This window comes from Acinetobacter sp. OYA S30, from assembly GCF_033599315.1.
Classification (GTDB): domain Bacteria; phylum Pseudomonadota; class Gammaproteobacteria; order Pseudomonadales; family Moraxellaceae; genus Acinetobacter; species Acinetobacter baumannii.
The window spans coordinates 1-7,745 of the sequence record NZ_JAWVAV010000071.1; the positions used below are offsets into that span (position 1 = coordinate 1).

Below are 7,745 nucleotides of genomic sequence, written 5' to 3' on the forward strand. Positions count from 1 at the left end.
GGGTAAAGAGTTTGTGACCATGCTTGAAGGCGGCAGCTTTTTCCACCATGGCGATTCATTTGCAATGATGCGTGGTGGTCACCTTGATATTGCGGTGCTTGGGGCATTTCAGGTGGCAGCCAATGGTGACTTGGCGAACTGGCACACGGGTGCACCGGATGCGATTCCTGCCGTAGGTGGTGCGATGGATTTAGCGGTTGGTGCCAAGAAAGTATTTATCACTACAGACCACGTCACCAAACAAGGTGAGCCGAAGATTGTCGCTGAACTGACCTATCCGGTAACGGGTAAACACTGTGTTGACCGTATTTACACTGACCTGTGCGTGATTGATGTGGCCAAAGATGGTTTAAAGGTGATTGAGAAAGTTGAAGGTCTTAGCTTTGATGAGCTACAGGCTTTAACGGGTGCAACTTTGATTGATGCAACGAATTAAGTCTCTAAATTGATTGAGTATGGCAGCTAATCAATAGCGCCACAGCCTATAAATGATAGTGGTCTTCGAAAGCCCTTTGTATAGGCAGTACCCTACTTTTTAAGGATAAAAAGTAACAAAAATCCTTTGTCACTCAGACACAACATCCCTGTTGTGCTGAGTAACGAGGCGACATCCATGTCGCCAACGCGAAACACTGGATGGAACTCTTTGAATACGCGGTTCTTGTTTATTAATTTGGATTTTACCGTAATTCGCTATTGTGACAGGCGACATGGATGTCGCCCGTTGGACAGGGAGGCATGGAAGCCTCCTCTGTTCAACAAAGGTTTTTGGTTACTTTTTTAAAAAAGTGACATGAATTAACTACTGGCATTTGACTCAACACGATAAGACTCCGTCATGACTACTTCGAACTTAGTAACCATGATCAGCACCAGCAAATGCTAAAAAGTTTCACGATGTAGCAATGACAGCAACAGATTTCAAAATGGAAATGTAAGAATGAAAAACGCTTATATCATCGATGCCATCCGTACTCCATTCGGCCGTTATGCCGGTGGCCTTGCACCCGTCCGTGCCGATGACCTTGGTGCTGTGCCGATTAAAGCCCTCATGCAGCGTAACCCAAGTGTAGATTGGGAACAGGTCGATGATGTGATTTATGGCTGTGCCAACCAAGCCGGTGAAGACAACCGTAATGTTGGCCGTATGTCAGCACTGCTTGCTGGGTTACCTTATCAGGTGCCGGCAACCACCATTAACCGTTTATGCGGTTCATCACTCGATGCGATTGCTATTGCTGCCCGTGCCATTAAAGCAGGTGAAGCGAACTTGGTGATTGCAGGTGGTGTGGAAAGTATGAGCCGTGCCCCCTATGTGATGGGTAAGTCTGACAGTGCTTTTGGCCGTAGCCAGAAGATTGAAGACACCACTATGGGTTGGCGCTTCATTAACCCGAAACTTAAAGAATTGTATGGTGTAGACACCATGCCCCAGACTGCCGAAAACGTGGCTGAACAGTTCAACGTTAATCGTGCAGATCAGGACCAGTTTGCCTTGGTGAGCCAACAACGCACCGCAAGCGCGCAAGCCAAAGGCTTTTTTTCTAAAGAAATCGTGGCAGTTGAAATCCCTCAGCGTAAGGGCGATGCTGTTGTGATCGATAGCGATGAACATCCACGTGCATCGACCACACTTGAGGGCTTAAGCAAACTTAAGCCTGTTGTGAAAGTAGATGGCACAGTCACTGCAGGTAATGCTTCAGGTATTAATGATGGTGCAGCAGCTCTACTGATTGCTTCTGATGAGGCACTTCAAGCTTACAACTTAAAACCACGTGCCAAGATCATTGCCTCTACAGCAGTGGGTGTAGAACCACGCATTATGGGTTTTGCTCCGGCACCAGCCATTAAAAAACTACTTAAACAAGCCAACCTGACTTTAGAGCAAATGGATGTAATTGAGCTCAATGAAGCCTTTGCTGCACAGGCTTTGGCAGTGACCCGTGATTTAGGCTTACCAGACAACTCTGACAAGGTAAACCCAAACGGTGGTGCCATTGCTTTAGGTCATCCACTTGGTGCATCAGGTGCACGTCTTGTGACTACAGCCTTAAACCAGCTTGAACAAACAGGTGGTCGTTATGCCTTGTGTTCAATGTGTATTGGTGTGGGACAAGGCATTGCTTTGATTATTGAACGTGTTGAAGCACTTTAAGGAGAAACAAATGCCATCTTTTCAATCTGCCGATGCACAAATTAACTATCAAACTTTTGGCGAACCGTCGTCCCCTGCTCTGGTGTTTTCCAATTCTTTAGGCACTAACTACGGTATGTGGCAAAAACAGTTTAATGAGTTAAAAGATCAATTTTTTGTGATCTGTTATGACACACGTGGCCACGGTTCATCTTCTACACCTAATGGTCCCTACACTGTAGAGCAATTAGGTGTAGATGTTGTCCGTTTACTTGACCACCTGAATGTTAGCAAAGCTGCTTTTTGTGGTATTTCAATGGGTGGTTTAACAGGTCAATGGCTGGCGATTCACTACCCTAACCGTTTTAGTCATGTGGTTGTGGCAAATACTGCCGCTAAAATTGGACAAGAACAGGCATGGCTTGACCGTGCAAAATTAGTACGTGAGCAAGGTTTACAACCAATCGCAGCTACAGCAGCTTCGCGATGGTTTACAGATCCCTTTATCCAAGGTCACCCTTCAATTGTTAACAACCTGTGTAACGACTTAAGTGCTGGCAGCGCAATGGGTTATGCCAATTGTTGTGAGGCTTTGGCTAAAGCGGATGTCCGTGAGCAGTTAAAAGACATCAAAATTCCTGTATTGGTGATTGCTGGAACTCAAGACCCAGTAACTACAGTTGCAGATGGCGAGTTTATGCAGCAACGTATTCCGCAATCAAAACTTGCAGAAATAGATGCCTCTCATATTTCTAATGTCGAGCAACCAGAAGTTTTTAATAAAATCTTAAAAGATTTTTTAGTAGGTTAATTTTAATGATTCAAAAAAATGGCCTATATAGGCCATTTTTTATATCTCGTAGAAACTTAATACCGAATCATGACCGATTTTAATTCGGTGTAATCTTCAATAAATGCATCTGAAAACTCTCTGCCAATTCCTGAAGCTTTCACCCCACCAAATGGCACTGATGGGTCTAAGAACGTATGCATATTTACCCATAAGGTCCCTGCTTCAATTTTAGGAATTAAACGCAAAGCTTTCGATAAGTCATTTGTCCAAATACTTGCCGTTAAACCAAAGCGTGACTGATTCATCAGTTGAATGAGCTCTTCATCAGTTTCGAATGGCATTACCCCGACCACTGGACCAAAAGTTTCCTCTGAAAATAAAGGATCATCCGTATTTTTAAAGGAAATTAAAGTCGGCTGCACAAAATACCCTGTCTGATCTAGAGCCTCACCACCAGCAATAATCCGGTTGTTGGCTTTTGCCATATCTAAATAATGTTTTACTTTATGAAAATGCGGCTGGTTAGAAAGTGGACCAAACATACTTCCTTCATCCATAGCTGATCCAATTTTAAACTGCGAAAGTGCTTTCGAGAGTTTATCAACTAGTTCATCATATTTTGTACGATGTACAAAAAACCGCTCTGGGGATGCGCAAACTTGGCCTTGATGCACAAAAGTTGCTTGCAATAAAGTCGGTAAAATCTCATCAATATTTGCATCTGCCAAAACAGCTATGGCATTTTTACCACCCAGCTCCAGACTTACCCGAGTTAAATCGCTGCTCATCGCAAGTTTACCAATCGCAATACCGGTTGGTACTGAACCTGTAAACGAAACTTTCTTAACGAGTGGTGATTCAATTAAATATTGTCCTGTCTCCCCCTTACCCGTAACCACATTAATTACACCCGCTGGAATACCTGCCTCAATTGCAAGTTCAGCTAAACGTAATAAAGATAAGCTGGCAAACTCACTTGGTTTAAGCACAATGGTACAGCCAGTTGTTAAAGCTGAGCCAATTTTCCAAACGCCAATCATGAGTGAAAAATTCCAAGGCACAATCCCTGCGACTACACCCACTGGTTGCCTTAAAGTAAAGGCCGTATATTTTTCTCCTTGCATAGAAGGAATAGAGGGTTGCATGGTTTGGCCATTAATTTTGGTTGCCCAACCTGCAAAATATCTTAAGAAAATAACGGATTGTGCAACTTCAAGATGACGGGAAATATTGATAAGCTTTCCTGTAGACAACGTCTCGAGCTGTGCAAGTTCTTCACCATGTTGCTCAATTAAATCTGCTAACTTATTTAGTTTAACGCCACGTTCATACGGCGTCGTTTCAGCCCAAGCATTTTGAAAAGCATGTTCAGCACTTTTGACGGCGCTTTCGACATCTTGTTGACTACCAATGCTAATTTGAGCAACGACTTGTTCAGTAGATGGATTTACAATATCCACTTTATCTAAAAGCTCGGCAGCAACTAACTTTCCATCAATAAAATGTCCATGTTGTCGCGCTATAAATTGCTGTACGCTTTCTAAAATCTGAACTTCGCTCATTTTATTTCTCTCAATTCATTTAAAAGGATTTATTAATAGATGTATTGCAGAATCAACTGCGCATAGACATTGGTTTTGTGATCGTAGTTTTGTGTACCACCACTATGGATATCGTTTTTCGGTTTATAGAGCCCAACTAAAGGAATAACATTGAATTTTTTATTAACCGACCAAACTGAAAACACATCTAGTTCATGTCCATCTACATTAGTTAAAGACTTATTTACTGTTTTGAACTTATAGGCCAAAGCACCCAACATAAAATTTTCTTTCAAATTCATCATGTAAGAAAGTTGATGAATGTCGGCGTTTTTATTGAATGGTCCAGCATAGTTTCCGGCAACTTCACCCTGAAACCATGTACCAAAGCCGACCGTATTTCCATAAAACATAGGGTCGTATTGGTCTGAAAAATGACTAAAACGGTAGCCTAATGAAGGCGTATATTTTGAAGATAAAAAGTTATAGTTCAACGCTAAGTAGCCAGCATTTTCTTGACCATCTTTTTTATCTTGAACTACAAACTCAGTTTTAACTTGTATCTCTGGTAAAGGTTGATAATTCAAGCGTAAAGCATAATTTTTAAGGTCTTGTCGTCCTGAAACCTGTTCAGCATCTGTAAGATCTAATACGTTTAAATAGGTAAACCCAACGCCCTTATCTTTAAGCTGATACATCAGATCAGTCACAAATAGTTCAGGTGAAAATTGTGCTTTATTGTCTGACTTTAAATAAGCCAGCTTTAGCGTTGTATTCTCTTGCGGTTTATATTGAAGCAAACTTGTAAAATCAAAGCTTCGACGAGCTGCCAGATAATATGCGCCGCCCCGATCTAGTGTGCCATCCGCAGGCGCTTTTCCAAGGTTTAATGCATCACCCGCAATAAAGAACCCGTCACCAATCATGATATTTTGCCGGCCAATACTTAAATCATAAGTCTTCAACTCATCTTTATTAGTACCGTCTTTAAAACCAATGACCCATTCATTCACATCTGTTTTACGTTCTTTGCCATTACTATTTTGGCCTGCGTCACCATCACCAAATGTGGCCGAACTAATACCACTCAAACTTGCATAGAGCTGATTGCTTTTAAAGGTGTATTGTCCTTTAGCACCATATTTAAGATGGCCTTCTTGCCAATTGATTCTTTCATCATGTAGGTTTTCGCCGTTATAGCTTTTACCACTACTAAAAGCTCCAAAAGTTGCTTCAAATGTTGGCTTAATTTCTAGCTCACTAGCATGCACAGTTGAAAAAAATGAGACAAAGAAAGTCCCTCTCATAACCTGAGAAAATAAATTTTTCATTGAGAAATTCCTTTTTGCGAACGGCCTAACTGTGCTCAGGTATGGGTAACTTATTCGTTACCCATCCTCGTCATGTTGGTCTTTAGTGATGGTCGTGCTGCGTGCTTTGCTCTTCTTCACCCAAGTTTAAAGTCGGGGTGTTGTCAAAGAAGTTCCAAGGTTTGATTAGGGTATAAACCCATTCTGTCGGCATAATTGGCCATTCTTCAGCACGTGCCACATGGGTTGTGCCTGTTGTCATCCACACCACAAGGTCTTTATTTTCGATATTTTCGTTGTTACCAATGAATTGTCCTAAGCCTGTATCATGAGTTGATCGATTTGAATATTTCCCTTCAGGGTAGCGTTCATCCGGATTATATTGCGTTACCCAAATTTGTTTATCCATAAAGTTCAAACGTTTAAATAACCATTCATCTTTAGAAAAATTGGCTCCTTTCGCCACAGGGTGTGTTCCACCTGCAAAAGGAATGAGCTGGTAAGAAACCGGATTACCTAATTTATTTTCCTTATTGAAATTCGTGAGTAAGCGAATGGTAGATGGATCAAACTTTTCAGCTGCATTTTGCTCATTGGTAATGACTTTACTGTCAATTTGCATTGAACTTGTACGAACACCACCTTTGTCATTGGCTTTCACTACAGGGTCCATATGCATAAAGCTGTTATTTTCCCCATCTACGTCCATGTCTAAGCGGAAGTTATAGATGTGCTGATGCGTTGTACCCACAATATTATGGTCAATTAAAGTTCCATATTTGGTGTCTTCTTTGGCAGTATTGTCATGCATGGTGCGTGCTTTAACACCTTTAACAGCTTCAATACCCGTTGCACCCGCATTAATTCCAATTACACCATTTTGGGAAAATACCCAGTCAAACATGTAATCGTAGTTTCCAACTGTACTAATCCAGCGCACGACAAGTTCACGGCGTGCTTCACTCGCATCCTGATTGCCAAAAATTTCGTGATGTTTATATTCAGGTCCTGCATAACGTTCAAACACGGCAATGGCATTTGGAATCACTTGTGGCTGGCCTTTATAGTCTGCAATCACGGCATCAAGTAAAACTGCATTGTCGGGTGCATCTGTTCCCGGAATAATAGATGAGGTAAGTGTTCCCATACCATATTCGCCAGAGTCCAAATAAGATTTGAAGTACCATCCAATATCAGGGTCACCATATGGAACTACCATTCCACCCAAGTTCCCTTCATACATGACTTTACGCTTTACGCCCTTATCTTTATAAGTCACAGTTGAAAGCTGCAAGCCAACACGAGAATCTAACGCCACATGCAAACACCAGTTGCCCCAATGTATGGTTTGACCGGTAATGCTAAAGTTCTTACCCTCAGGTTCAGTAATATTGAGTGGTTTTAGCTTCCTTGCTACGGGTTTATTCGACATATAAGGTCGATTTGCCATCGGCACAGGAATGATCGCACCTTCTTCAATCTTGATAATTTTTTCTTTATCTAAATCGACTACAGCAACTAAATTTTCAATTGGATGCGCCCAGTAGTTACCATCCCCAACATCGAGGTAAGCAACGACTTTTAATATATTGAGTTGTTTATCCAGACCATCTTTACCGCCAAAATATCCAACAGTTAGCGGAGTAGCGATCACTTTCTTCACATCGGTAATACCGCGTTTGCGTAACGCGTCTTGATATTCTTTACTCGTCTCAATTACGCGCTGTACGGCTTCAAAATTATCAAGCAAAACCATACCGTGAGTATCTTTAAGTACATTCCATTTTGTGACTTGTTGAGTATTAAGATTAACTTCACCTTCAATCGCTTGATTGCCCTTTAATAAAATAAATGAGGCAATACGATCTTCTTTAAAATCTTTATGATTAATAAAGTAATCCCATACTTTGGCTTTTTCAGGTTCTTTAAGCTTTAACTCGGCAAAACGCATATTTTTATAGGCGTAT

6 protein-coding genes are annotated in these 7,745 nt (G+C 41.5%); 3 read left to right on the forward strand and 3 right to left on the reverse strand.

The features are described from left to right. The 3 genes from R5R67_RS18510 to pcaD all read left to right on the forward strand — a co-directional run. A partial coding sequence (locus R5R67_RS18510; RefSeq protein ID WP_318755122.1) for a CoA-transferase occupies positions 1–436 on the forward strand: 436 nt, incomplete at its 5' end. Positions 437–940: 504 nt separating this feature from the next. Beyond that, positions 941–2,155, forward strand: a complete 1,215-nt coding sequence (pcaF, locus tag R5R67_RS18515) for a 3-oxoadipyl-CoA thiolase (protein WP_000786463.1) — start codon at positions 941–943, stop codon at positions 2,153–2,155. A gap of 10 nt (positions 2,156–2,165) precedes the next feature. Then, entirely contained in the window at positions 2,166–2,945 is a 780-nt protein-coding gene (pcaD, locus tag R5R67_RS18520; protein WP_001138984.1) for a 3-oxoadipate enol-lactonase, read from the forward strand. Positions 2,946–3,001: 56 nt separating this feature from the next. Here the strand turns inward: pcaD and R5R67_RS18525 are convergent, their stop codons facing one another. The 3 genes from R5R67_RS18525 to tynA all read right to left on the reverse strand — a co-directional run. Beyond that, positions 3,002–4,489: an NAD-dependent phenylacetaldehyde dehydrogenase gene (locus R5R67_RS18525; protein WP_000005746.1), complete on the reverse strand. Its 1,488-nt coding sequence runs from the start codon at positions 4,487–4,489 to the stop codon at positions 3,002–3,004. Between the two features lie 32 nt (positions 4,490–4,521). Beyond that, the gene (locus R5R67_RS18530; protein ID WP_085943497.1) at positions 4,522–5,739 is read right to left on the reverse strand and encodes a hypothetical protein; all 1,218 of its coding nucleotides are present in this window, start codon (positions 5,737–5,739) and stop codon (positions 4,522–4,524) included. Positions 5,740–5,881: 142 nt separating this feature from the next. Further along, the coding region (gene tynA, locus R5R67_RS18535) for a primary-amine oxidase (protein WP_318755123.1) at positions 5,882–7,745 on the reverse strand (1,864 nt) is incomplete at its 5' end.

What these genes read in the sequence shown, in the direction of transcription:
- pcaD (WP_001138984.1), top strand. Translation starts at nt 2,166, where the DNA reads ATGCCATCTTTTCAATCTGCCGATGCACAAATTAACTATCAAACTTTT.
- pcaF (WP_000786463.1), top strand. Translation starts at nt 941, where the DNA reads ATGAAAAACGCTTATATCATCGATGCCATCCGTACTCCATTCGGCCGT.
- R5R67_RS18525 (WP_000005746.1), bottom strand. Translation starts at nt 4,489, where the DNA reads ATGAGCGAAGTTCAGATTTTAGAAAGCGTACAGCAATTTATAGCGCGA.